Origin of the sequence: Sinomonas flava (assembly GCF_039531875.1) — a bacterium.
GTDB lineage: Bacteria > Actinomycetota > Actinomycetes > Actinomycetales > Micrococcaceae > Sinomonas > Sinomonas flava.
Window position 1 is genome coordinate 73144 of the sequence record NZ_BAAAQW010000008.1, and the last position, 21558, is coordinate 94701.

The 21558-nt window shown below is 71.4% G+C and carries 21 protein-coding genes; 12 read left to right on the forward strand and 9 right to left on the reverse strand.

Annotated elements, in window-relative coordinates:
- Positions 1 to 15 precede the first annotated feature (15 nt).
- The 3 genes from ABD298_RS14125 (at position 16) to ABD298_RS14135 (ending at position 2624) form a co-directional block, all read left to right on the forward strand.
- Positions 16 to 882 carry an alpha/beta fold hydrolase gene (locus tag ABD298_RS14125; RefSeq protein WP_344300378.1) on the forward strand — a complete coding sequence of 289 codons (867 nt, stop codon included), beginning with the start codon at positions 16 to 18 and terminating at the stop codon, positions 880 to 882.
- Between the two features lie 19 nt (positions 883 to 901).
- The gene (locus tag ABD298_RS14130) at positions 902 to 1705 is read left to right on the forward strand and encodes an alpha/beta fold hydrolase (RefSeq protein ID WP_344300379.1); all 804 of its coding nucleotides are present in this window, start codon (positions 902 to 904) and stop codon (positions 1703 to 1705) included.
- 88 nt (positions 1706 to 1793) lie between these two features.
- A complete protein-coding gene (locus tag ABD298_RS14135; protein WP_344300380.1) occupies positions 1794 to 2624 on the forward strand; it encodes a uracil-DNA glycosylase in 831 nt (276 codons plus the stop codon).
- Positions 2625 to 2689: 65 nt separating this feature from the next.
- On the opposite strand, the gene ABD298_RS14140 is transcribed toward ABD298_RS14135, so the two are convergent.
- Together ABD298_RS14140 and ABD298_RS14145 are read right to left on the reverse strand one after the other, a co-directional pair.
- Positions 2690 to 3328, reverse strand: a complete 639-nt coding sequence (locus tag ABD298_RS14140; protein ID WP_208713080.1) for a potassium channel family protein — start codon at positions 3326 to 3328, stop codon at positions 2690 to 2692.
- A gap of 52 nt (positions 3329 to 3380) precedes the next feature.
- Positions 3381 to 4793 carry a TrkH family potassium uptake protein gene (locus ABD298_RS14145; RefSeq protein WP_344300381.1) on the reverse strand — a complete coding sequence of 471 codons (1413 nt, stop codon included), beginning with the start codon at positions 4791 to 4793 and terminating at the stop codon, positions 3381 to 3383.
- A 119-nt stretch (positions 4794 to 4912) separates the two neighbouring features.
- Between ABD298_RS14145 and ABD298_RS14150 the strand changes: the two genes are divergently transcribed.
- The 3 genes from ABD298_RS14150 to ABD298_RS14160 all read left to right on the forward strand — a co-directional run bounded on the left by ABD298_RS14150 (position 4913) and on the right by ABD298_RS14160 (position 7428).
- Positions 4913 to 6154 carry an acetoin utilization protein AcuC gene (locus ABD298_RS14150; protein WP_425564433.1) on the forward strand — a complete coding sequence of 414 codons (1242 nt, stop codon included), beginning with the start codon at positions 4913 to 4915 and terminating at the stop codon, positions 6152 to 6154.
- A gap of 69 nt (positions 6155 to 6223) precedes the next feature.
- Positions 6224 to 6943, forward strand: a complete 720-nt coding sequence (locus ABD298_RS14155; RefSeq protein ID WP_344300382.1) for an ArsR/SmtB family transcription factor — start codon at positions 6224 to 6226, stop codon at positions 6941 to 6943.
- Between the two features lie 329 nt (positions 6944 to 7272).
- A complete protein-coding gene (locus ABD298_RS14160) occupies positions 7273 to 7428 on the forward strand; it encodes a hypothetical protein (protein WP_344300383.1) in 156 nt (51 codons plus the stop codon).
- Positions 7429 to 7479: 51 nt separating this feature from the next.
- On the opposite strand, the gene ABD298_RS14165 is transcribed toward ABD298_RS14160, so the two are convergent.
- The gene (locus tag ABD298_RS14165) at positions 7480 to 8208 is read right to left on the reverse strand and encodes an IclR family transcriptional regulator (protein ID WP_425564437.1); all 729 of its coding nucleotides are present in this window, start codon (positions 8206 to 8208) and stop codon (positions 7480 to 7482) included.
- Between the two features lie 216 nt (positions 8209 to 8424).
- On the opposite strand from ABD298_RS14165, the gene ABD298_RS14170 reads away from it, so the two are divergent.
- From ABD298_RS14170 to ABD298_RS14180, 3 genes are all read left to right on the forward strand, one after another.
- The gene (locus ABD298_RS14170; protein ID WP_344300387.1) at positions 8425 to 9159 is read left to right on the forward strand and encodes a CoA transferase subunit A; all 735 of its coding nucleotides are present in this window, start codon (positions 8425 to 8427) and stop codon (positions 9157 to 9159) included.
- A 163-nt stretch (positions 9160 to 9322) separates the two neighbouring features.
- Positions 9323 to 10021: a 3-oxoacid CoA-transferase subunit B gene (locus tag ABD298_RS14175; protein ID WP_344300388.1), complete on the forward strand. Its 699-nt coding sequence runs from the start codon at positions 9323 to 9325 to the stop codon at positions 10019 to 10021.
- Positions 10021 to 11211, forward strand: coding sequence for an acetyl-CoA acetyltransferase (locus ABD298_RS14180; RefSeq protein ID WP_344300389.1), 1191 nt, complete (start codon positions 10021 to 10023; stop codon positions 11209 to 11211). Before ABD298_RS14175 ends, ABD298_RS14180 begins: the two co-directional genes overlap by 1 nt.
- Positions 11212 to 11341: 130 nt before the next feature.
- Here ABD298_RS14180 and ABD298_RS14185 read toward each other — a convergent pair whose 3' ends face one another.
- The 5 genes from ABD298_RS14185 to ABD298_RS14205 form a co-directional block, all read right to left on the reverse strand.
- Positions 11342 to 12373 carry a YihY/virulence factor BrkB family protein gene (locus ABD298_RS14185; protein ID WP_344300448.1) on the reverse strand — a complete coding sequence of 344 codons (1032 nt, stop codon included), beginning with the start codon at positions 12371 to 12373 and terminating at the stop codon, positions 11342 to 11344.
- A gap of 182 nt (positions 12374 to 12555) precedes the next feature.
- Positions 12556 to 13218 (reverse strand): nucleoside/nucleotide kinase family protein, encoded by a 663-nt coding sequence (locus ABD298_RS14190; protein WP_344300391.1) that lies wholly within the window; start codon positions 13216 to 13218, stop codon positions 12556 to 12558.
- Positions 13219 to 13282: 64 nt separating this feature from the next.
- Positions 13283 to 13795 carry a hypothetical protein gene (locus ABD298_RS14195; protein ID WP_344300392.1) on the reverse strand — a complete coding sequence of 171 codons (513 nt, stop codon included), beginning with the start codon at positions 13793 to 13795 and terminating at the stop codon, positions 13283 to 13285.
- A gap of 201 nt (positions 13796 to 13996) precedes the next feature.
- A complete protein-coding gene (locus ABD298_RS14200) occupies positions 13997 to 14719 on the reverse strand; it encodes an ANTAR domain-containing protein (RefSeq protein WP_344300393.1) in 723 nt (240 codons plus the stop codon).
- Positions 14720 to 14959: 240 nt separating this feature from the next.
- The gene (locus ABD298_RS14205) at positions 14960 to 15982 is read right to left on the reverse strand and encodes a LacI family DNA-binding transcriptional regulator (protein ID WP_344300394.1); all 1023 of its coding nucleotides are present in this window, start codon (positions 15980 to 15982) and stop codon (positions 14960 to 14962) included.
- Between the two features lie 134 nt (positions 15983 to 16116).
- Here ABD298_RS14205 and ABD298_RS14210 point away from each other — a divergent pair, with 134 nt between their 5' ends.
- Entirely contained in the window at positions 16117 to 17565 is a 1449-nt protein-coding gene (locus ABD298_RS14210) for a sugar porter family MFS transporter (protein WP_344300395.1), read from the forward strand.
- A gap of 61 nt (positions 17566 to 17626) precedes the next feature.
- Here the strand turns inward: ABD298_RS14210 and ABD298_RS14215 are convergent, their stop codons facing one another.
- Complete coding sequence (locus ABD298_RS14215) at positions 17627 to 18691, reverse strand: LacI family DNA-binding transcriptional regulator (RefSeq protein ID WP_344300396.1); 1065 nt, start codon at positions 18689 to 18691, stop codon at positions 17627 to 17629.
- 132 nt (positions 18692 to 18823) lie between these two features.
- Between ABD298_RS14215 and gdhA the strand changes: the two genes are divergently transcribed.
- Positions 18824 to 20164 (forward strand): NADP-specific glutamate dehydrogenase, encoded by a 1341-nt coding sequence (gene gdhA / locus ABD298_RS14220; protein WP_344300397.1) that lies wholly within the window; start codon positions 18824 to 18826, stop codon positions 20162 to 20164.
- Positions 20165 to 20406: 242 nt separating this feature from the next.
- Positions 20407 to 21552 (forward strand): 3-deoxy-7-phosphoheptulonate synthase, encoded by a 1146-nt coding sequence (locus ABD298_RS14225; protein ID WP_344300398.1) that lies wholly within the window; start codon positions 20407 to 20409, stop codon positions 21550 to 21552.
- The last annotated feature ends 6 nt before the right edge of the window (positions 21553 to 21558 follow it).

Here is a 21558-nt window from a genome sequence, read left to right on the forward strand (position 1 = left end):
GCACACACTCGGTCCATGGACATCACCCCAGCATCCCCCCACCGCGTGATCCTGCTTCCCGGCAGCGTCCTCCCCGCCGCGCCGGCCTACGGCGCGCTCCTCGCCGCGCTCCGCACCAGGCTCGGCGACGCGGTCCAGGCCGTCGCGAAGGACCTCGAGGTGTACTCCGGCCCGACGCCACCCCGGGACTACTCCCTCGACGCCGAGGTCGCCGGCGTCCTCCGCACGGCCGACGGCCTCGGGTGGGACACGTTCCACCTCGTCGGCTACTCGGGCGGGGGAGCCTCCGCGCTCGCCGTCGCCGCGAAGCACCCCGAACGGCTCGAGTCGCTCGCACTCCTCGAGCCCGCGTGGGCGGGCCGGTGGGGGTGGAGCGCGGCGCACCGGGCGCTGTGGGAGCAGTACCGCCAGCTCGAGGGGCTCGGCCCGGAGGACTTCATGCGGCGCTTCGTCCGGCTCGGCGTCCGTCCCGGGGTCACCGCCGGGCTGCCCACCGGCGGCGGCGAGCAGCCGCCGTGGATGGCCCAGCGGCCCGCCGGCATACGCGCCTTCCTGGCCACCTTCGCCACCTACGACTTGGACCGGGAGGCGCTCGCCCGGTTCGACCGGCCGGTCTACTTCGCGCTCGGGGCGCTCTCGAATCCGGACGACTACGGCGAGATCGCCGAGCGTCTCTCGGCCGTCTTCCCACACTTCCGGCTCGAAGTCTTCCCTGGCCGCCACCACTTCGATCCCCCGCACCGGGTCGAGCCGGAACGCGTGGCGGCGTCGCTAGCGGCGCTCTGGGCGGAGGCGCGCACTACTCCGGCGCGCAGCACGCCGGCAGGCCCAAGCGAGGCTTCCACTTCGCCGAGCGCCAGCGGCGTGCGGATGGAGGCGTGAGATGGAGCCGACGCGCAGGATGACTGTCGCCTCCGCAGACGGGACGCTGATCGCCGTCTGGATCACCGGGGTGGGCCCGACGCTGCTCGCGGTCCCCGGAACCGCGGCCGACCACACCGCGTGGGACCGGGTTGTGCCGCTCCTGGCGCCACACGCGACAGTCGCCGTCGTCGACCGTCGCGGCCGCGGCGAGAGCGGGGACGTCGAGCCCTACCGGATCAGGCTTGAGGTGGACGACCTGGTCGCCGTCGCCGCCGCACTCCCCGGCCCGGTGCACCTCTATGGACATTCGTTCGGCGGATACCTCGCCCTGCACGCCGCACCGCGGGTTCCGAACCTCGCGAGCCTCGCGCTGTACGAGGGCGGACTCCTGCCGCGCGGTGTGCAGCTGTTCTCGGCCTCATTCATCGCCGAGCTGGACCGGCTCGTCTCTGCCGGACTCCGGGAACAGGCACTCGACCTCTTCATGCCCCATGCCGCTGGCTTGCGAACCTCGGAGCTGGCCGCTCTCAGGGCGCAGCCGAACTGGCAGGGGCGGCTCCGGTCGGCGCACACCATCCCGCGCGAACTCAGAAGCCTCGCCGAGCACGGCGCCGATCCAGTGCCGACAGAGCAGATCGCGGTGCCTGTGCTGCTCATCGTCGGGGCCGAGACAAAAGCGATGCGGCGGTCCTGGTTCGAATCCATGGCCGGCCTCTTCGCGGACGCCCGGGTCGCCGTGCTTCCGCGGCAGGGCCACGCCGCCCACATGACGGCCCCAGAGCTCCTCGCGGGAGCCCTCGCGGAGTTCGTAGGCACGGGGACGGCCGCCACGGCCCGCTGATCTCCCCGCCGCCCCGGCCGCGGCACCCCCCCAGCGGTCCGGCCGCGGGAGGCCGAGGCTCGCGGGACGCCGAGGCTACGGTGGACCCATGCACGCCGAACCCCACCCGATCACGGGCCAGCCCTTCGACTCGCCCGTGCCGCCGGGGACGGGGTGGCCGGGCGACCCCGCGACGGCGCAGACGCCTGTGGCGCACACCGCGGCCGAGGCCGCGAGCCTCGCGGCGTCCGCCTCCACGGTCCGCGACCTCGATGCCCTCAGTTCGGTGTGCCGGGCATGCCCCCGCCTGGTCGCGTGGCGCGAGTCGGCGGCCGTCTCGGGGCGCCGGGCCGCCTTCGCCCATCAGCCGTACTGGGGCCGGCCGGGGCCCTCGTTCGGCGACCAGTCGGCGTCGCGCCTCATCGTGGGCCTGGCACCGGCGGCGAACGGCACCAACCGGACGGGACGGATGTTCACCGGAGACCGCTCCGGCGACTGGCTCTACGCGGCCCTGCACCGCACCGGCTTCGCAAACCAGCCCGCCTCCACGGGCGCCGGGGACGGGATGGTGCTCACCGGGGTCCGCATCGTCGCCTCAGTGCGGTGCGCCCCGCCCGAGAACCGGCCGACGCCGGCCGAGCTCGCCGCGTGCGGGCACTGGCTCGACCGCGACCTCGGGCTCACCGCCGCATCCCCGGGGCTCGACGCGGTCCTGGCCCTCGGGGGAGTGGCGTGGAACGCCGTGCTCGCCGCGGCCCGGCGGCTCGGCTGGGCCGTGCCCCGGCCCAAGCCGCCGTTCGGGCACGGCGCCGAGGCGCGGCTCGGCCTGCCGAACGGCGGCGAGGTGCGGCTCCTCGGCTGCTACCACGTGAGCCCGCACAACACCTCGACCCGCAGGCTCACCGAGGAGATGCTCGACGCCGTGCTCCGCCGCCTGTGAGCGGACCCGCCGCCGGCGGGCGGCGGCAGGCCACGCGCCGTCGTGCGGGATGGGGGCGGTACAGCCTACGGCCGTGCGGCGAACCGCTCGAGCAGGTCCACGTGGCCGGACACGATCAGCATGTCCCGGCTCGTGACCTTGGTGTGGGGCTGCGCGTACGTGAAGTCCTCGCCGGGGCTCTTCACGCCGACGATGGTCACGCCGTACTTCGAGCGCACCGCCGATTCGGCCAGCGTGAATCCCTGGGTCTCCTTGGGCGGGTACATCTTCACGATGGCGAAGTCGTCGTCGAACTCGATGAAGTCGAGCATGCGACCGCTCACGAGGTGCGCGGCGCGCACCCCCGCGTCCGCCTCCGGATAGATCACGTGGTTCGCCCCGATGCGGGCGAGGATCTTGCCGTGCGAGGGCGTGATCGCCTTCACCCACAGGTGCTCGATGCCGAGGTCCACCAGGTTCGCCGTGATGAGCACCGAGGACTCGATCGAGGTGCCCACCCCCACCACCGCGGACTGGAACTCCTGGGCGCCCAGCTGCCGGAGCGCGTCGATGTTCGTCGCGTCCGCCTGCACCACATGCGTGAGCGTCCCCGACCACTTCTGGACGAGGTCGACGTCGCGCTCGATCGCGAGGACCTCGCGGCCCTGCTTCACGAGCTGCTCGGCTGTGGCGGACCCGAACCGGCCCAGGCCGACCACGAGCACGGGCGCGTTGGGATTGGGGCGGCGGCTCGCGGCCGCTGCAGAGGTAGTGGGATTAGCCAATGATCGGCCTCTCTTCCGGGTAGTGGTACAGCTGGATGCGCTGGCGGACCGCGAGTGCGGACGCGAGGGTGATCGTGCCGAGGCGGCCGGCGACCATCAGGCCCGTCAGGACGTACATGCCGGCCGGCGGTGACTCGGCGCTCAGGCCGGAGCTCAGCCCACAGGTCGCGAAGGCGGAGATGACCTCGAACAAGACCCTGTCGAGGGACTGCTGGGTGATCGCGGACATGAGGAACGAGCCCACGAGCACGAGGGTCGCTCCGGCGACGATGACGGAGATCGCCACCCGCAGCGCGCTCTGGGGGATGGTCCGGCCGTAGACCTTCACGTCGGAGTCGCCGCGGCCCTCGGCCACGATGGCCAGGAACAGCACCGCGATGGTCGTGACCTTGATGCCGCCAGCCGTCGACGCGGAGCCGCCGCCGGCGAACATGAGCGCGTCGGTGAGCAGCTGCGTGGTGCCTTCCATCTGGTTCTGGTCCACGAGGTTGAAGCCGCAGGAACGCGTCATGATCGACGCGAACACGGCGTGGATGAGCTTGTCGCCCACGCCCATGGCACCGATGGTGCGCGGGTTGTCCCATTCCATCCAGCCCCACAGCACGCTCCCGACCAGGACCAGGATCGCCGAGACCTGGATCGTCAGCTTCACGTGGAGGCTCCACTTCGACCAGCGCAGCCCAGACTGGCGCAGCCCGAGGATCACGGGGAAGCCGAGCGATCCCACGAACGCTCCGACGGACAGCGGCACGAGGATCCAGAGGTCCTCCTCATACGGGACGATTCCGTCGGAGTGCGGCGTGAAGCCAGCGTTGTTGAACGAGGAGATGGAGTAGAAGACCCCGTGCCAGACCGCCTGCCACCAGTCCTCGCCCAGGCTCAGGAACCTCCCCGTGAGCACGACGGCGAGCGAGCCCTCGATCACGACCGACGTGACGATGACGATCCGCAGCAGCTCGCCGACCTCCCCGAGGCGGCTCGAGTTGTTCAGCGCCTCCTGAGCGATGAGCTTGCTGCGCAGCCCCAGCCGGCGGCTCACCATGAGGGTCAGGAGCGAGGCGATCGTGAGGGTTCCGAGGCCTCCGACGAAGATGGCCAGCAGGATCACGAACTGGCCGAAGAACGACCAGTGCACCGCCGTCGAGACGACCGTGAGGCCCGTGACGCACACCGCGGAGGCGGCCGTGAACAGGGCCTCGTGCAGGGGCGTGACCGCGCCGTCGGCCGCCGAGACCGGCAGCGAGAGCAGGAGGGTGAAGACGACGATCACGACGGCGAACGTCAGCATCGCGAGGCGGGCGGGGGAGGACGCGGCGAGCCGGTCGACGACGTCACGCAGTCCCGTGAGCGGACCGAGGCCCTCCCGGTCAGGGGCTGGATGCCATGTCGGCGGGGTCTCGGGCATGGAATGCGCGTCCTGTGGAGGTCCGGGCAGCCCGGGTGCCGGGCGGCGCTACGTGTCACAGTAAACCACCAACCGCCCGCGGGAGCGGGACGGGGAGGCCCTTCCGGTAGCCTAGGCGCATGTCCGAAGGTGCACAGCCGCAGCAGGCTCCGACGTCTGCGAGCGCCGTGGTCCGGACGGAGTACACGACGCGCGTGGTGTGGGGCGAGGACCTCCTCGAGTACAACTTCGGCAAGCACCATCCCATGAGCCCCGTGCGCCTCGACCTCACGGCCCGCCTGTGCCGGGAGCTCGGCCTGTTCGACCTCCCGCGGGTGAGCGTCGCCGAGCCCTATGTCGCCTCCGACGACGAGCTCGCCACCGTGCACACGCGCGAGTACGTAGCCGCCGTCCGCCGGGTGAGCGCCGACCCGGACCGGCCCGAGCCGGAACGCGGCCTCGGGACCGAGGACGATCCGGCGTTCGCCGGGATGCACGAGGCGAGCGCCCGCATCGTGGGAGGCTCCCTCGTCGCCGCGGAGGCGATCCTCGAGGGCTCCGCGGTCCACGCCGTGAACTTCGCCGGCGGCATGCACCATGCAGCCGCGGACCGGGGCTCGGGCTTCTGCATCTACAACGACGCCGCGGCCGCGATCCAGCGGCTGCTGGACCGGGGCGTGGGGCGCGTCCTGTACGTCGACGTCGACGCCCACCACGGCGACGGCACCGAGCGGATCTTCTGGGACGAGCCGCGGGTCATGACCATCTCGCTCCACGAGAGCGGCCTGACGCTCTTCCCCGGGACGGGCTTCCCGAGCGATGTCGGCGGACCCGGGGCGGAGGGCACGGCGGTCAACGTGGCCCTGCCCGCCGGGACGCGCGACGCCGGGTGGCTGCGCGCGTTCCACGCCGTCGTTCCGCCGCTCGTGGAGGCGTTCCGGCCGGAGGTGATCGTCAGCCAGCACGGCTGCGATGCCCACCACCTCGACCCCCTGACCAACCTCAAGGTCACCGTCGACGCCCAGCGGGAGCTCGCCCTGTCCGTCTCGGCCTTGGCCCGGCGGTTCTGCGAGGGCCGATGGATCGCGACCGGCGGGGGCGGGTACGAGGTCGTGCAGGTAGTGCCGCGGGCGTGGGCCCATCTCGTGGGCATCGCCGCCGGCCACCCGGTCCACCTGCAGACGCCCACGCCGCAGCCGTGGCGCGACTACGTCCGCGAACGGTACGGGAAGGACGCCCCGACGCTCATGGGGGAGGGCGCGGACACCTGGTGGCGTTCGTGGGAGATCGGCTTCAACCCCAACGATCCGGTGGACCGTGCGGTGATGGCCACGCGCAAGGAGGTCTTCCCCCTGCACGGCCTCGACCCGTGGTTCGACTGAGCGCGTGGGCAGGCGGCAGGGACAGGCGGCAGGGTCAAGGGGGCGCTCGACAGTGGGTAGGCTGGAGGCATGGTGACTGACATCTTCGCCGTCATCGCGGACCGCACCCGCCGGGACATCCTGGACACGCTGCGGTCGGGGGACAAGGCGGTGGGCGAACTCGTCGAGGCGCTGGCTGCGAGCCAGCCGACGGTGTCCAAGCACCTCAAGGTCCTCCGCGACGCCGGCCTCGTCACCACCCGCGCCGTGGGACAGAAGCGGTACTACACCCTCCGGCTCGAGCCGCTCGACGACGTCGGCGCCTGGCTCGCCGGCCTGCGCACGACGCCGGAGTCCCCGGCTCCCGACGCCTCCTCGCCCGCCGCGGCGGCCGAGGATGGCACGCGGGGTCGGGACGGCCTCGCGTTGGCGGGCGGCGTTGCTCTGGCGGACGCCACGGTTGCGGACGCTGCCTTCGCCGCGGCGGACGGCCGGCACGCTGACGATGGCCTCGGCGCCGCCGACAGCCCGGCGAGCCCGATGGGCCGTCCGGAACCGGCGGCGGCTGAGGTCCGGGAGGCCCCGCTGGCACGGGCCGAGCCGATCGAGGCGACCACGACGACCGGCGACGAGCTCGTCCTGGTGCCGGCCGCCGTCGTGCCTGCCCCGGTCCAGAAGCCGTCGGCGGCGGGCGACCACAGCCGGCCTGCCCAGATCCAGCGCACGGTGGAGCGCACCGTGGAGCGTGCTGCCGCCCGCGCCACCGAGATCATGGCGAACCTGCCGAAGTTCGGGCGCCGGGGCAAATAGGCGCTAGGGTCTTTCGGCCCTGTCCGGGGCGCCGGCGATTCGGCGATCCTATGGAAGACGCGCCTCCCTTCGATGACGGAGGCCGAACCGTGCATGCGGCAAGGGACCGAGGACGTCCCGCAGTCCTGCTTGGCGGCGCGACGTTGCCTCGCCTCAGGCCTCAACCCCCGGTCCACTGCTCACGACCGTGACGCCCTCCGGGGCCCGACCGAAGCCGAGGACTGAAGACATGCATCGAGCCACCGCCCGTCCGTCCACCGCCCAGCACCCCGCCCCCCCACACCGGCGGGCCTCACGGAGGCGGTCCTCACCCCGGTGAAGGGGGACTCGTGCTGCCGCACCGCGCCGAGCCGCACTCCCACGGGTCGCGCGAGCGCCGGGCCCACGGACGCGGGCTGGAGAGCCTGGTTCAGGCCGGGCTCAGCCATGAGGACGCCCAGGCCCAGATGGTCCGGCTTGCCGCGGGAGACGTCTGGGGAGGCTGACCCCCACGGCGCCCGCCAGCGCGCGCGCCGGGGCCTGGTCCGGGGCCTGGTTCAGGGCCTCGGCGCGGCGATCGCGGTCGAGAGCCTGTGGGCCTCCGCCAGGAGCAGTTCGCCGAGCTCCTCGCGCCGCCCGGGCCGGAAGCGCGGCTCGATGCCCGTGAGCGACAGCGCCCAGGCGGGGCGCCCGGCCGGGTCGAACACCGCTGCCCCGAGGCCGTAGGACCCTTCCACGACGAGTCCCGGATTCACCGAGTAGCCCAGCTCGCGCGTCTGGGCCAGCCGATCCCGCAGGGGACCCGCCGCGTGGGTGGGCCCGAAGCGCTCGGTGCGCTCGCCGTCGTCATCGATGATCGCCTCCGCCTCCGCCTCGGGCAGGAAGGCGAGGATCGCGATGCCCGCCGACGCGACGCCGAGGGGGAAGCGCACGCCCTCGTAGAGCACGAACGAGCGGACGGGGAAGCTGCCCTCTTCCCGGGCCAGGCAGACGGTCTCCTCGCCGCGGCGGATCGAGAGGAACGCGGATTCGCCGGTGGCCTCGGCGAGCCGGCGCAGGGCGGGCCGGGCGAGGTGCTCGACGGCGAAGCGGCCGGCCGCGACCGTGCCCATGACGTAGAGCTCGGGCCCGAGGTGCCATCGGCCGGATGCCTCGTCGAGGTCGAGGAGGCCGTTCGCGGCCAGGGCCTTGAGGAGCCGGTGGACCGTCGGGCGGGAGAGGCCCGAGGTGCGGACGATCCCCGGGAGCGAGAGGCCGGTGCCGCCCGCCTTCGCCACGATGCGCATCAGCAGGGCGACCCGTCCCACCACCTGCGTGCCCTGGATATCGCTCACGATGCGCTCCTCCCGGAAATCAGCCACATTGTGGACAGTCTAGGGGTGGACTGCCACCAAGTGAACACTTGGGCGGGGGAACGGTTGTGACGCACGCGACATCCTGCCTAGGCTCGCTCATCAGAACAGTCCACAACGTGGATAGACCGCCAGCTCGAGGAGGAGCACATGCCCACGCTGCACACGGACGCCACCGAGGCCCTGGCCGGAGCGCTCGCCGACGGGATGACGCTAGCAGTCGGAGGCTTCGGCCTCAGCGGGATCCCCGCCGACCTCATCGACGCCGTCCGCGACTCGGGGGTCCGGGACCTCACCGTCGTCTCGAACAACATGGGTGTCGACGGGAAGGGCCTGGGCGTGCTCATCGAGGCCGGCCAGGTCGCGAAGGTCATCGCGAGCTACGTCGGGGAGAACAGGCTCTTCGCGGAGCAGTACCTCGCCGGACAGCTCGAGGTCGAGTTCACGCCGCAGGGCACCCTCGCCGAGCGGCTCCGCGCGGGCGGCGCGGGCATCCCGGCCTTCTACACGAAGACCGGCGTGGGCACCCTCGTCGCCGACGGGAAGCCGCATGAGACGTTCGAGGGTGAGCTGTACGTGCGGGAGCGGGGGATCGTGGCCGACGTCGCGCTCGTCCACGCGCACACCGCGGACACCGCGGGCAACCTCGTCTACCGCTACACCGCCCGGAACTTCAACCCCGTCGTCGCGACGGCAGGCCGGCTCACCATTGCCGAGGCCGAGCACATCGTGCCCGCCGGGGAGCTGGACCCGAACCACATCGTCACCCCCGGCGTCTACGTCCAGCGGCTCGTCCAGGCCACGGACCGCGTGAAGCACATCGAGCAGGTGACGACGCGCCCGCGGCCCGCGGCCCAGAAAGCGGCGGCCAGCGTCGCCGGCTGACCCCTGTCTCCCTCTGGGGGTCACCTCCTGAGGGTCAGCTCCTGAGAGTCACCTTAGGCGACCCCCAGAAGGTGACCCCCAGAAGGCGACCTTCAGAAGGTGACCCTCAGAAGGTGACCCTCAGAACCTCACTCACAGACTTCGACTTCCCAAGGAGACCTCCATGCCCTGGACCCGCGACGAGATGGCAGCCATCGCCGCCACCGAGCTTTCCGACGGCGACTACGTGAACCTCGGGATCGGCATCCCGACCCTCGTGGCCAACCACCTGCCTGACGGCGTGACCGTGCACCTGCAGAGCGAGAACGGCCTGCTCGGCATGGGCCCGTTCCCCTACGAGGGCGACGAGGACGCCGACCTCATCAATGCCGGCAAGCAGACCGTGACCATCCTTCCCGGCGGCTCCATCTTCGATTCGGCGACGAGCTTCGGCATGATCCGCGGCGGACACGTCAAGGTGGCGATCCTCGGCGCCATGCAGGTCTCCGGTTCCGGCGACCTCGCGAACTGGCAGATCCCCGGGAAGATGGTCAAGGGCATGGGGGGTGCCATGGACCTAGTCGCCGGGACGCCACGCGTCGTCGTGCTCACCGAGCATGTCGCCAAGGACGGTACCCCGAAGATCGTCGCCGACTGCACGCTCCCGCTCACGGGCGTCGGCGTCGTGGACCGGATCGTGACGGACCTCGCGGTCTTCGACGTCGTGACGGCGCACGACGGCGCGCGGCGGCTGACGCTCGCGCGGCTCGCCCCCGGCGTCGGGATCGAGGAGCTGCGGGAGAAGACGGGCGCGGCCTTCGACGTCGACCTCGAGGCCGACGCCGCAACGGGCGCCCAGGCCCTCGCGGAGGCGACCCGCTGATGCCGCTCAAGGACCAGTTCGGGACCGACGTCCTCATCGCCGGGTGGGGCCACACGAGGTTCGGCAAGCTCGAGGGCGAGACGCTGGAATCGCTCCTCGTCGCGGCGGCAGGCGAGGCCCTCGCGAACTCCGGGCTCGAGCCCGGCCAGATCGACGAGGTCTATGTGGGCACCTACAACGCCGGCATGGTTCCGCTCGCGTTCGCCTCATCGCTCGCGCTGCAGGTCTCGGACGAGCTAGCGAACGTCCCCGCGACCCGCGTGGAGAACGCCTGCGCCTCCGGGTCCGGGGCGTTCCAGCAGGGCGTCAAGGCGCTCCTGGCGGGGACGGCCCGCAACGTGCTCGTGATCGGGGCCGAGAAGATGACGGCGGCCGGGCCCGAGGTCGTGGGCGCCGCGCTGCTGGGCGCGGGCTACGAGTCGGCGGGCCACCCGTCGCGCACGGGCTTCACCGGCCTGTTCGCCGAGGTCGCCCGGGCGTACGAGGACCGCTACGGTCCCGTCTCGGACGTGCTCGGCTCGATCGCCGCCAAGAACCACCTCAACGGCATGGCCAACCCGTACGCCCACATGCACCGGGACTTCGGCGAGGAGTTCTGCCGGACAGTCTCCGAGAAGAACCCGATGGTCGACGCGCCGCTGCGCCGCACCGACTGCTCCCCGGTGTCCGACGGCGCCGCCGCCCTCGTCCTCTCGGCCGGCCACGCGCCGTCGGGCGCCGCGACCGCCCCCGTGCGCGTGGCTGGCTTCGGGCACGCGAACGACTTCCTGCCCGCCGCCAAGCGGGACCCGCTCGAGTTCGCGGGCAGCCGCGCCGCGTGGTCCCGCGCCCTAGGCATGGCAGGAGTCGGACTCGCGGACCTGGACCTCGCCGAGGTGCACGACTGCTTCACCATCGCTGAGCTCATCATGTACGAGGTCATGGGCCTGGCCGAGCGGGGGAAGGCGAGCGTGGCCGTCGAGGACGGGTCCGTGTACCGCGGCGGCCGGCTGCCGGTGAACCTCTCGGGCGGCCTGAAGGCCAAGGGCCATCCCGTCGGCGCGACGGGTGTGTCGCAGCACGTGGTCGCAGCCATGCAGCTGTCCGGGACGGCGGGGGAGATGCAGCTGGCCGCGGCCAGGCGGGCGGCGGTGCACAACATGGGCGGCCTCGCGATCGCGAACTATGTGAGCGTGCTCGAGGCGGTATGACGCGGCTGTGAGGTGGATGGGAAGCCCTGACGCCGTTGGGGGTCCTGACGCCGCTGGGGCCCGCCCCGATCCCCGCCGTGGGGGACCGGGGCGGGCCCTGAGACAGTCCTCAGCGGGCTCGCGCCGGCTCCTATTCCGCCGGCCGCTCCCCGCGGTTCTCGCGCAGGGCCTCGCCGTCGCGGATAATCTGCTCCTCCTGCTTCTGCCGCTTGTCCGAGGCCTTGGTGTCCTTCGGGGGCAGCTGGAGCGTCTTCTCCGCCTCCATTCCGGCCTGGAGCTCGCGCCCACGCTCGACCTCGGCGTCGAACTCCGCACCGAAGAGCAGGGACATGTTCAGGAGCCAGACCCACAGGAGCAGGATGATGACGCCGCCGAGTGCGCCGTAGGTCTTGTTGTAGTTCGCGAAGTTGGCCACGTAGAAGCCGAACCCGGCCGTGGCGATCGCGAAGACCAGGAGCGCGATCAGGGAACCGAGGCTCATCCAGCGGAACTTCGGCTGGCGCACATTCGGCGTGAAGTAGTACAGGACCGCGATGAGCGAGATCGCGAGGGCGATGGCGACAGGCCACTTGGCAATGTCCCAGGCCATCACTGCCACGTCGCCGAGCCCGATGGCGCCGCCCACGGCCTTGGCCACCGGCCCGCTGAGCACCAGCATCGCCGAGATGACGGCCGCGACGACGACGCCGGCGACCGTCACGCCCAGCATGGTGCCGCGCAGCTTGATGAAGGGCCGCCCCTCGTCGATCTCGTAGATGCGGTTCATGGCGCGGCCGAACGCTCCTACATAGCCCGAGGCGGACCAGAGAGCGCCCACGACGCCGCCGACGAGCGCGAGGCCGGCGGCCGGGCTGTGGACGAGCTCCTCGATCGGCTTGCGGACGGTGTCAGCCGTCGATCCCGGCGCCACGCCCTCGATGATGTCCATCACGCCATTGGTCGTCGTCTCGGCCTGCCCGAAGAGGCCCAGGAGGGAGACCAGCGCGAGAAGCGCTGGGAAGAGGGAGAGGATGCCGTAGTAGGTCAGGGCCGCGGCGAGGTCGGGGCACTGGTCCCGGCTGAACTCGCGGAACGTCTTCTTGACGATGAACTTCCACGAGGGCTTGGTGACCTTGGGCGGACTCTTCGGCTTCCGGGAGTCGTTGGGGTCCGGCGCCGTCATCTCCTTGTCGGTGCTTGCGGTGCTCGAGGTGCTTGCGTCGTCTGACGCTCCGGTTCTGCCGGACGTGCTGGCGCTCGCCGAATGTCGCTGACTCACAGGATCACTCCTTCGAGGGACGGTTACACGTCCACTCCCCAAAGGCGCCCCACCTGAAACCGCCCGGCCCGAGGCCACTGCCGGGGTCAGCCCTCCGAGGCCGACGCCGCGGAGCAGGACTGTCCCACAACCACGTCCGCGCGGTGTCTCGTGGCTTCCACCAGCCGGGCGTTGGCCTCGTCTGAGCGGAGCACCCATTCCCGCGCGTCCTCCGGCGTCTTGCCGAACTGGACATGGCGGGCGATGAGCCGTTCCCGCCGCAGGGCGGCGTCGGCGTCCACGTACCAGACTTCACGCATCCAGGACCGCGCGGCAGCCCACTGGGGGTCCTCGAGGAGCAGGTAGTTCCCTTCGGTGACCACCAGGCGCGTTTCGGAAGGGACGGCGATCGCCGCGGCGAGGGGCTGCTCGAGGTCGCGTTCGAACCCCGGGGCGTACACGACCGCGCCGCTGCCGGAGGCGAGCCGGCCCAGCAGCGCGGTGTAGCCGTCGGGGTCGAAGCTCTCGGGAGCGCCCTTGCGGTCCGCCAGCCCGAGCTGCCTCAGCTGGACGTCGGCAAGGTGGAACCCGTCCATCGGCACCTGGACGGCCCAGCGCTCCCCATGGCTGTCCGTGAGGCTCCGGACCAGGTCCTCCGCGAGCGTCGTCTTGCCCGCCCCGGGCGGCCCGCAGATCCCGAGGATGGCCCGCCGTCGTCCATCGGCGGGGACGAGGGCTGTGGCACGGCGGCTGAGCTCGCAGAGTTCCATGAGCCCATGATGGCCGGTCGTCCCGCCGTCCGCGCACCAGGGGTGGCCGAGAGCGGTATCCCGGTCATCCTGCGTGCTGGCTCCCCCTTGCCGCGAGGAACGCCTCAAGCGCGGCGAAGGCCTGTCCCGTGCGCTCGAGCTCGGGATGCGGGCGGTGGAGCCGCTGGAGGAGTTCGCGGTTGTGCTGGAGCCGCAGCCGCGCCCTGGCGATGGCGTTCCTGGCCGCAGGGAGGTCTCCGGGCCGCAGCGTGAGGGGCTGCAGGACTCCCCGGACCGACTGAAGCGTCAGGGCGACTGCGCGCGCGTCCTCACGCTCGGCCGCGGCCCGGTGGCCCCTCAGGCGCGTCGCGGCGTCGGACCAGAGCTCGTCTGCGGCGATGCGCGCCACCTCGGTCCAGGCCTGCTCCTCGTCGAGCCCGGCGTTCACGAGTGTTGCGTGGAGGCGGCCCCATCGTCCCGCGAGGTCCTCGTCGGTGGCCGGCCGCGGTGCACACGCCGGGACATGGCTCGACGGGTGGGCGCGCAGCGCAGCGGAGCGGCGCAGGCGAAGGGGCTGGCGGTCTGGAGCTGTGGTCATGGCATTCCGTCAATCTGCACCGGTCCTGCAGCGCTGGAGGACGCGGATGGCTCGTGCGTCGAACTGGGGCCTGTCCCGGACCGGCCCCGAGGAAGCGGGGACCCGGATGACGGCGGCCTCCACCAGAATCCACGATGGGGCCTGGATCTCTGGAGGGCCAAAAGTCCCGAGTCCTGCCGCGCAGCCGCCGTCAGGATCACCTCACTCGCTGAAAGCGGTCTCCGGCAGGGCGGGGTGGATGCGCTGCACGAGCTCAGCGGCGACCGTGTGCAGCTTGACGTTGCGGTTGTTCGAGGCGCGCCGGAGGACATCGAAGGCCTCTGCGGCGGAGCAGCGGCTCTGCGCCATGATCACGCCGATCGCCACATCGATGACGGTGCGGTTCTGCATGGCCTGGGCGCGGTGCTCGGCGAGCTCGTTCCAGTCGCTGAGCCTCACGGCGAGCTGGAGGGCCCAGGAGGCCTGGTTGCGCACACGTCCGACGGCGGCCAGCAGCGTGCGCCGCGCGTCGTCGTCGACCGGGTCGGTACCCACGACGGCGAGGGCCGCCGCCGCGGAGGAGCCCGCTGGGGCGGGAACCACGAGGAGGCCCGCGTCGACACCCCACGCCATACCCGAGGTCCAGGACGCGGGCAGGCGGGGCTCGATGGTCAGCTGGGAGCGCTCGAGGGCGGCCGCGAGCCGCTGGTCGTCGTCGGACAGCCGCTCCTCGACGACGGCCGCGAGCGCTTCGCTGCTGGCGCCGGTGATCGCGGGCCGGTTGCGGCGGCGGAGGACGAGGGCACAGTCATGGGTCCCGAGGGCGGCCAACCGCCGGTGCGTCCTCTCGGCGAGCGCGGGGAGGAAGGCCGTGAGCGACGAGCATGCCAGCAGCAGGTGCATCAAGTCGTGCGTGGCGTCGTCGTTCTGAGGCCGGGCGGCCATTGGTGCGCTCCTTTAAGGCAGCAGCCACTGCGGGGGGCGTGGCCGCGTGGATAGCGGATGCCCATTTCTTGAGCGCACGGGGGCCACGCGAGCGTTGCCCTGCGGATCATCTTTGACGAAGCGCGAGGGCCGGTCAAATCGGCGGCCCGTGCTGTGAAGGGCGGTGACCGTGGCGTCGGCTCTCGGGGTGACTCCCAGGAGGTGACCTTCAGGAGGTGACCCCCAGACAGGGGGCGGGCGTCAGCTGCTGGCGGGGCCGGCGGTCGAGGCCCGGAGGACGAGGTGCGGCTCGGAGCGCCTCTCCATGGCGGGAGCCTCGGGCTGGGCGAGCCGTTCGAGCGCTGCCTCGCCCGCGGCCTTCCCCAGATCCCGGGCGTGGAGGTCCACGGACGTGAGGTCGATCCCCCGAAGGCGGGCCAGCCGCGAGTTGTCGTAGCCGATGAGGGACAGGTCCTGTGGGACCCGGAGCCCCAGCGCATAGGCCGCTTCGCGGACGCCGAGCGCGAGTTCGTCGTTGTGCGCGAAGACGGCGGTAGGGCGCTCGGGTGCGGCGAGGAGGGCGTGGGCTGCGCGTTCGGCGGCCTCCTGGGTGTAGTCCTGCGCGGGCACGACCCGGGGTTCGAGCCCGGCGGAGACCATGAGGCGCTCGTACGTCCTGCGGCGCTCGAGGTGCCCTTCGTGCGGAGGTCCCGCCATGTGCGCGATGCGCGTATGCCCGAGGCCGAGGAGGTGCGACACTGCGGCGGATGTGCCGGCACGGTCATCGGAGTAGATGCTGTCGACGCCAGGGACCCGCCGGGCGACGTTGACCACCGGGACCGTCTGCGTGAGCTCGCGGATGTAGGCATCCGGATCGGTCAGGGTCGCCGCGATCAGGACGCCGATGCGGGCCTCGATGAGCGAGTCTGCCGCCGCGCGTCCGGATCCGCTGGGGCTGTCCGTCACGCCGAGGATCAGGCGATGGGCGCCGTCGCCGAGGGCCTCGCTGACACCGGCGAAGATGTCCGCGTAGACCTCGTTGTGCAGGTCAAGGAGGTAGAGCCCGACGGCGGAGGCCCGCTTGCTCGCGAGGCCGGCGGCGAGCACATTGTGGCGGTAGCCGAGCCGCCGGGCGGCCTCGAGAATCGCGTCCCGCGTCTCAGGGCTCACCCCGGGGGCGCCGCGGAACGCGAAGGACACGAGGGTCCGGGACACCCCGACGGCACGTGCGACGTCCTCCTGGGTCACGGGACGGCGGCGTCCGGATGCGGCGGGAAAGCTCACGCGGCCATCCTCGCATGCGATGGGCGCAAAGTTTGGCGCTTTGTCTTTACATACTGTCTTTCGCGCGTTAGCGTGGGATGTGATCCAGCGCACCAGCGCAAGTACCAGACCTCGGTCACGACGAAGGAGTCATGATGGCAACATCGCAACGGATCGCCCCAGCCGAAGCGCCCGGCACACTCCCGGCCCTCACGGCCGGGCCCCACAGCAAGAGGCTCGGCGTTGTCGCGATGGTCGCGACGTTCGGCGGCCTGCTGTTCGGCTACGACACGGGCGTGATCAACGGGGCGCTGCGCCCGATGACCGAGGAGCTGGGGCTGACCCCGCTCACCGAGGGCATCGTGACGAGCTCTCTGCTCTTCGGTGCCGCTGCCGGCGCGATGGCTGGCGGACGCCTCTCCGACGCGTGGGGACGCCGGAAGACCATCCTCCTGCTGGCCGTCATGTTCCTCACGGGCGCCCTGGCCTGCGTCTTCGCCCCGAACTTCGGGGTCATGGTCCTGGGCCGCGTGGTCCTGGGACTCGCAGTCGGCGGCGCGTCCACGGTCGTCCCCGTGTTCCTCGCCGAGCTTGCCCCCTACGAGATCCGCGGCTCCCTCGCCGGCCGCAACGAGCTCATGATCGTGATCGGCCAGCTCGCCGCATTCGCCGTCAACGCCGTGATCGGCAACCTCTGGGGCGAGTACGGCGGAGTGTGGCGCGTCATGCTTGCCGTCGCCGCGCTTCCCGCCGTCGCGCTGTTCGTCGGCATGCTGCGCATGCCCGAGTCTCCGCGATGGCTCCTGTCGAAGGGCCGGGCCGCGGACGCCCTCGAAGTCCTCATGACCGTGCGTTCCCCCGAGCGTGCTGTGGCGGAGATGGCCGACGTGAAGCACCTCGCCGACGAGGAGAAGGTCTCCCGGAGCAGCGGCTGGGGCGCCCTGAAGAACAAGTGGATCCTGCGGATCGTGCTCGTCGGGATCGGCCTAGGCGTGGCCCAGCAGCTCACCGGCATCAACTCGATCATGTACTACGGCCAGTCCGTGCTCGTCGAGGCTGGCTTCAGCTCCAGCGCCGCACTGATCGCCAACATTGCCCCCGGCGTCATCGCCGTGGTGGGAGGCGTCATCGCCCTGCGCAACATGCAGACCATGAACCGCCGGACCACACTGCTCATCGGCTTCGCCCTCACGACCGTGTGCCACTTCCTCATCGGCGCGGCCTCCATCCTGCTGCCGGTCGGCAACGGCGCCCGCCCGTTCGTGATCCTGTTCCTCGTGGTCGCGTTCGTCGGCTCGATGCAGACGTTCCTGAACATCGCCGTGTGGGTCATGCTCTCGGAGATCTTCCCCCTGCACATCCGCGGCTTCGCGATCGGCGTCTCCGTGTTCTGTCTCTGGATCGCCAACGCGTTCCTCGGCCTGTTCTTCCCGAGCCTCGTCGCCGCCGTCGGCATCACCGGGACCTTCTTCCTCTTCGGCATCGTCGGCCTTGCGGCTCTGGTCTTCATCTACACCCAGGTCCCCGAGACGCGCGGCCGCACCCTCGAGGCCCTCGAGGAAGACGTCACGACCGGCGCCATCTACCTCGTCCACAAGAAGTAGCGACGGCGTCCAGGCCCCGCCCCCCGCGCGCGGGAGCGGGGCCTCCGGCGTGCATGCTGGGTCAGGTGTGCCGGGTCCGATGAGGCGCGTCAGGGAAGGCGCGTGAGGGGAGGGCCGGCGCTGGCCCCGAGCTGGCCCTGGGCTCAAGCCGGGGGTTGATGTCGACGTCGGGCGGGGGCGCCTGGCCGTCGAGCAGCGCGAAGAGGCGGTCCCACGCCTGCTCGCCGAGCCGCGTCTGGGGGACCGACGCCGTGGTGAGGGCCGGCGACGTGTAGCGCGCGAAGGCGATGTCGTCGAAGCCCGTGACGGAGAGCTGCTCCGGGACCGCAACGCCGGCCTCGTGCAGCGCGCCGAGCAGGCCCATGGCCACGACGTCGTTGAAGCACACCGCAGCGGTCACGCCCGAGCGGAGCACCTCCTCCCGCACGGAGTGGCCGTCCTCGAACATCGCTCCACAGGGGATCACCACGACCTCGGCCCCCGCGGCTTCGGGGAGGGGATGCGCGAGGCCCTCGCGGCGGGCACGGTCTCCGGCGCTCGCGCTCGGTCCCGCGACGTAGGCGATGCGCCGGTGGCCCAGCTGGGCGAGGTGGGCGACCATGGCGCGGATGCCCGAGGCGTAGTCGACGGCGAGCACGGGCACGCCGGGGATCCCCGTGGTCCGGTTGACGAGGACGACCGGTGCAAGATCGGGCAGGAGTTCCTCGAGCTGCGCACCGTCCATGCGAGGCGCGACGAGCACGAGACCGTCGCACCGGCGTCGTGCCTCACGCGCGAGGATCACCTCCTCGGCGGGGTTCTCCACCGAGTCCGCGACGAGGACCCGGTAGCCCTCCCGGGCGGCGGCGCGCGAGAGGCCGCGCAGTGTCTCCTGGAACATGGGGTTTGCGAGGTCCGGCACCACGATCGCCACGGTCTGCGTCCGCCCGATGGCGAGGCTCCGCGCCACCGTGCTGGGGGAGTAGCTGAGCTTCGCCGCGGCGGCGCGGACGCGTTCCCCGATCGCCGGGTCCACCGTCGAGAGCCCGTTCATCACCCGGGACACGGTGGCCCGGGAGACGCCGGCCTCCGCGGCAACATGGGCAATCGTGGCGCGGCCGGAAGCACGGGTGCTCGTGCGGGCCATGGAACCTCCGTCGGTGGGCTCCGCCCAGCTTAGCAACCGGGTTGCGGCCTGCGACTTGACCGTATCGTTTTCTGGAATACTTGCGGTGCCCGTGGGGTATACCGGGCATCGCACCGACAACGAAGGGTCACCATGCACGCGAAGCTGCTTGCCGCCCGGGACCAGGTTCTGGCCCGTAACCCAGGGGAAATCGAGTTCCACCAGGCCGTGGACGAGGTCTTCGAGAGCCTCGGCCCAGTGATGGACCGGCACCCGGAGTTCGTTGAGGCGGCGGTGCTCGAGCGGCTCTGCGAGCCGGAGCGGCAGATCATCTTCCGCGTGCCGTGGACCGACGACTCAGGCAAGGTCCAGATCAACCGCGGCTTCCGCGTCGAGTACAACTCCGCCCTCGGTCCCTACAAGGGCGGCCTCCGGTTCCACCCCTCGGTGTACCTCGGAATCGTCAAGTTCCTCGGCTTCGAGCAGATCTTCAAGAACGCCCTCACCGGCATGCCGATCGGCGGCGGCAAGGGCGGCTCCGACTTCGACCCCCGGGGGCGGTCCGACGCGGAGGTCATGCGGTTCTGCCAGTCCTTCATGACGGAGCTCTACCGCCACATCGGCGAGTACACGGACGTGCCGGCGGGAGACATCGGCGTGGGCGGGCGCGAGATCGGCTACCTTTTCGGCCAGTACAAGCGGATCACCAACCGCTACGAGTCGGGCGTGCTCACGGGCAAGGGGCTCTCCTGGGGCGGCTCCCTCGTCCGCCCCGAGGCGACCGGCTACGGCACCGTGCTGTTCGCGAACGAGATGGCCAAGACCCGCGGGCGCAGCATCGAGGGCCGCCGCGTCGTCGTGTCCGGATCCGGCAACGTCGCGATCTACGCGATCGCGAAGGCCCAGCAGCTCGGAGCGCAGGTCGTGGCCTGCTCGGACTCGTCCGGCTATGTGGTGGACGAGGACGGCATCGACCTCGACCTGTTGCGGCAGGTCAAGGAGGTCGAGCGGGGGCGGCTCAAGGACTACGCCCTCCGCCGCGGCTCGGCCGTGGCCTACGTGGAGGGCGGGAGCGTCTGGGACGTCGACGCCGAGGTGGCGCTTCCCTGTGCGACCCAGAACGAGCTCGGCGAGACTGCCGCAGTCCGTCTCGTCAAGGCCGGGGTGAAGGTCGTGGCCGAGGGTGCGAACATGCCGTCCACTCCCGAAGCGGTGGCGGTGTTCCAGAAGGCCGGCGTCCTGTTCGGCCCCGGGAAGGCGGCGAATGCCGGCGGGGTCGCGACGTCGGCCCTCGAGATGCAGCAGAATGCGAGCCGCGACTCGTGGACCTTCGAGCACACCGAAGAGCGCCTCAGCGAGATCATGGTCGGCATCCACGACCGCTGCGCCGCGACGGCGGAGGAATATGGGCAGCCCGGTAACTACGTGCTGGGCGCCAACATCGCCGGCTTCGTCAAGGTGGCCAAGGCGATGCTCGCCCAGGGTCTCATCTGACCGACGGGTCAGCTGTCCATCATGCGGGCGCACGTTTGCGCTGCGGACGCGGCGCCCGCTATGGTGAGCCCATGATCAAGCGTTGGTATGCGTATTTTGCGTTGGCTCTGGAGGGCCAAGCGTAGGATTTCGCGTACCGACTCCAGAGCCAACAGGGCAGGGACCTCACGGTCCTTGCCCTTTGCCATTCCAGCGGCAGGCTCTGGTCCTTCGGGGCCTGTCACAGACAAGGACAGGACTCCATGAATCCGCTCACCGCAACAGCAGCCCCGGCACCCGGCGACGTCTCCTCGACGACCAACAACCTCCGCGTCGCCGAGTTCACCCCGCTCCCCACCCCGGGTGAGCTCCTGGCCGAGCTGCCGCTCGCCGGGGAGGCGCAGCGCACCGTGGCCCGCGGCCGCGACGAGGTGAGGGCCATCATGGACGGCCTCGACGACCGCCTCCTGGTGATCGTGGGACCCTGCTCCATCCACGACCCCGAGGCGGGCCTCGACTACGCGCGGCGACTCGCCGCCGTCGCCCGCGACCTGCGCGAGGACATCCTCGTCGTCATGCGGACCTATTTCGAGAAGCCTCGGACCACGGTGGGCTGGAAAGGCCTCATCAACGACCCGCACCTCGACGGCAGCCACGACATCGCCGCCGGGCTCCGCGCCGCCCGGGAGTTCCTCATCGGCGTGCTCGAGCTGGGCCTGCCCACCGCGACGGAGTTCCTCGAGCCCATCAGCCCGCAGTACACCGCAGACGCCATCGTGTGGGGCGCGGTCGGCGCCCGCACCACCGAGAGCCAGATCCACCGCCAGCTCGTCTCCGGCCTGTCCATGCCGGTCGGCTTCAAGAACGGGACCGACGGCGGCCTTCAGGTGGCGATCGACGCGTGCGGCGCCGCCTCCGCGCCCCAGGCGTTCCTGGGGATCGACGACGCCGGCCGCGCGTCGCTCGTCTCGACGGCCGGCAACGCCGACACCCATGTGATCCTCCGCGGGGGATCCGACGGTCCGAACTACTCGGCCGACCAGGTCCGGGCCGCCTCCACGGCGATGGCCGGCAAGGGCCTGAACCCCCGACTCATCGTGGACGCGAGCCACGCCAACAGCGGCAAGGACCACCACCGCCAGGCCGAGGTGGCCCTCGAGATCGGCGCCCAGCTTGCGAACGGGGGCGACGCGGCCGAGGCAGTGGCCGGCGTTATGCTCGAGAGCTTTCTCGTCGGCGGGGCCCAGGCGCTCGACGTCGTCGAGCACGCGGCCGGCCGCACACAGCTGGTCTACGGCCAGAGCGTGACCGACAAGTGCATGGAGTGGGACGTCACCGGGGAGGTCCTGGAGCGGCTTGCGGAAGCTGCCCGGACGCGCCGCGTTCACAGGAGCCACTCCAGCCACTAAAGTAAT

What these genes read in the sequence shown, in the direction of transcription:
- ABD298_RS14145 (WP_344300381.1), bottom strand. Translation starts at nt 4,793, where the DNA reads ATGCCCGAGACCCCGCCGACATGGCATCCAGCCCCTGACCGGGAGGGC.
- ABD298_RS14155 (WP_344300382.1), top strand. Translation starts at nt 6,224, where the DNA reads ATGGTGACTGACATCTTCGCCGTCATCGCGGACCGCACCCGCCGGGAC.
- ABD298_RS14175 (WP_344300388.1), top strand. Translation starts at nt 9,323, where the DNA reads ATGCCCTGGACCCGCGACGAGATGGCAGCCATCGCCGCCACCGAGCTT.
- ABD298_RS14180 (WP_344300389.1), top strand. Translation starts at nt 10,021, where the DNA reads ATGCCGCTCAAGGACCAGTTCGGGACCGACGTCCTCATCGCCGGGTGG.
- ABD298_RS14135 (WP_344300380.1), top strand. Translation starts at nt 1,794, where the DNA reads ATGCACGCCGAACCCCACCCGATCACGGGCCAGCCCTTCGACTCGCCC.
- ABD298_RS14195 (WP_344300392.1), bottom strand. Translation starts at nt 13,795, where the DNA reads ATGACCACAGCTCCAGACCGCCAGCCCCTTCGCCTGCGCCGCTCCGCT.
- ABD298_RS14200 (WP_344300393.1), bottom strand. Translation starts at nt 14,719, where the DNA reads ATGGCCGCCCGGCCTCAGAACGACGACGCCACGCACGACTTGATGCAC.
- ABD298_RS14130 (WP_344300379.1), top strand. Translation starts at nt 902, where the DNA reads ATGACTGTCGCCTCCGCAGACGGGACGCTGATCGCCGTCTGGATCACC.
- ABD298_RS14210 (WP_344300395.1), top strand. Translation starts at nt 16,117, where the DNA reads ATGGCAACATCGCAACGGATCGCCCCAGCCGAAGCGCCCGGCACACTC.
- ABD298_RS14150 (WP_425564433.1), top strand. Translation starts at nt 4,913, where the DNA reads ATGTCCGAAGGTGCACAGCCGCAGCAGGCTCCGACGTCTGCGAGCGCC.
- ABD298_RS14125 (WP_344300378.1), top strand. Translation starts at nt 16, where the DNA reads ATGGACATCACCCCAGCATCCCCCCACCGCGTGATCCTGCTTCCCGGC.
- ABD298_RS14190 (WP_344300391.1), bottom strand. Translation starts at nt 13,218, where the DNA reads ATGGAACTCTGCGAGCTCAGCCGCCGTGCCACAGCCCTCGTCCCCGCC.
- ABD298_RS14185 (WP_344300448.1), bottom strand. Translation starts at nt 12,373, where the DNA reads ATGACGGCGCCGGACCCCAACGACTCCCGGAAGCCGAAGAGTCCGCCC.
- gdhA (WP_344300397.1), top strand. Translation starts at nt 18,824, where the DNA reads ATGCACGCGAAGCTGCTTGCCGCCCGGGACCAGGTTCTGGCCCGTAAC.
- ABD298_RS14215 (WP_344300396.1), bottom strand. Translation starts at nt 18,691, where the DNA reads ATGGCCCGCACGAGCACCCGTGCTTCCGGCCGCGCCACGATTGCCCAT.
- ABD298_RS14170 (WP_344300387.1), top strand. Translation starts at nt 8,425, where the DNA reads ATGCCCACGCTGCACACGGACGCCACCGAGGCCCTGGCCGGAGCGCTC.
- ABD298_RS14225 (WP_344300398.1), top strand. Translation starts at nt 20,407, where the DNA reads ATGAATCCGCTCACCGCAACAGCAGCCCCGGCACCCGGCGACGTCTCC.
- ABD298_RS14165 (WP_425564437.1), bottom strand. Translation starts at nt 8,208, where the DNA reads ATGCGCATCGTGGCGAAGGCGGGCGGCACCGGCCTCTCGCTCCCGGGG.